Source organism: Collinsella sp. AF37-9, from assembly GCF_003475115.1.
Lineage (GTDB): Bacteria > Actinomycetota > Coriobacteriia > Coriobacteriales > Coriobacteriaceae > Collinsella.
Genome location: NZ_QROQ01000066.1, coordinates 1 through 989, shown reverse-complemented (window position 1 = coordinate 989; position 989 = coordinate 1). Strand labels below are relative to the sequence as shown.

Annotated in this window: 2 protein-coding genes; both read right to left on the bottom strand. The window is 65.4% G+C overall.

The genetic code is table 11. From position 1 onward, the window contains the following. Positions 1 to 793: PTS system mannose/fructose/sorbose family transporter subunit IID (locus tag DW024_RS09920; protein WP_147352085.1), on the bottom strand; the 793-nt coding region annotated here is incomplete at its 3' end. Continuing rightward, a partial coding sequence (locus DW024_RS09915; RefSeq protein WP_147326485.1) for a PTS sugar transporter subunit IIC occupies positions 774 to 989 on the bottom strand: 216 nt, incomplete at its 5' end. The genes DW024_RS09920 and DW024_RS09915, both read right to left, overlap by 20 nt.

Sequence of the window (989 nt, the reverse complement as noted above, 5' to 3'; positions counted from 1 at the left end):
CCATGGTGGCCACGATCAGCACCATGGGGTTGATCTTCTTGGACAGCAGCCAGTAGTACAGCCAGAAGGCGATCATGCCGAGCATGCCGGGCATGATGCCGTCCAGGATGTCCTGGAGGGTCTGGGCGTCCTCGCCCGAGCCGATGGCCACCGGGATGCTGGCCCAGAACATGTCCTTGCACATGGCGCCCACGACCATGACGCCCACGATTCCCACGCAGGTCATGATCTTCTGCATGAGGCCGGTCCTCTGGGCCTCGTCCAGGAAGCCCACGCCCAGCTCGTAGCCCTTGACGGCGCCCCAGACGCGCAGCGCGAAGCCGGGGACGTTGTAGATGAGCAGGAAGGCGATGGGGCCGAAGGGGTTGCCGGCCTGGCACAGGCTGATGCCCACCGCGGCGGCGACCACGCGCAGCGTCGACAGGAAGATGGAGTCGCCGATGCCGGACAGCGGGCCCATGAGGGCGGCCTTGACGTCGTTGACGCTCTCGGGCTCGATCTCGCCGCGGGCGACCTTCTCCTCCATGGCCATCGCGATGCCGCCGACGAACGGGGCGAACTGGACGGTGATGTTGAAGAACGCGCAGTGGCGGTGCAGGGCCTCGGCGTAGTCGTCGGGGCGGCCGGCGTAGATCTTCTTGAGCATGTTGGCGACCATCAGGCAGAAGGCGATGTTCATCTGCTTGTAGTAGGTCCAGGAGAACTCCATGCCCAGGGCGCCGACGTTGACGGCGCTCTTGACGAGGTCGGAGCGCGTGATCTTGTTCTCGGGACTAGAAGTCATCGTCCTCATCCCCTTCCGCGGAGAGCTGGGGCTGGGCTCCGCCCAGGCCGAGCAGGTCGAACTTGTCGATGCCGATGATGATGGCGATCAGGGCGACGCCCAGGACGGGCACGTTGGCGTAGGAGCACAGCAGGAAGCCCAGGAAGTAGAAGGGCACGAGCTGCTTGGTGAGCACCAGGCGGCCGAGCATGGCGAAGCCCATGGC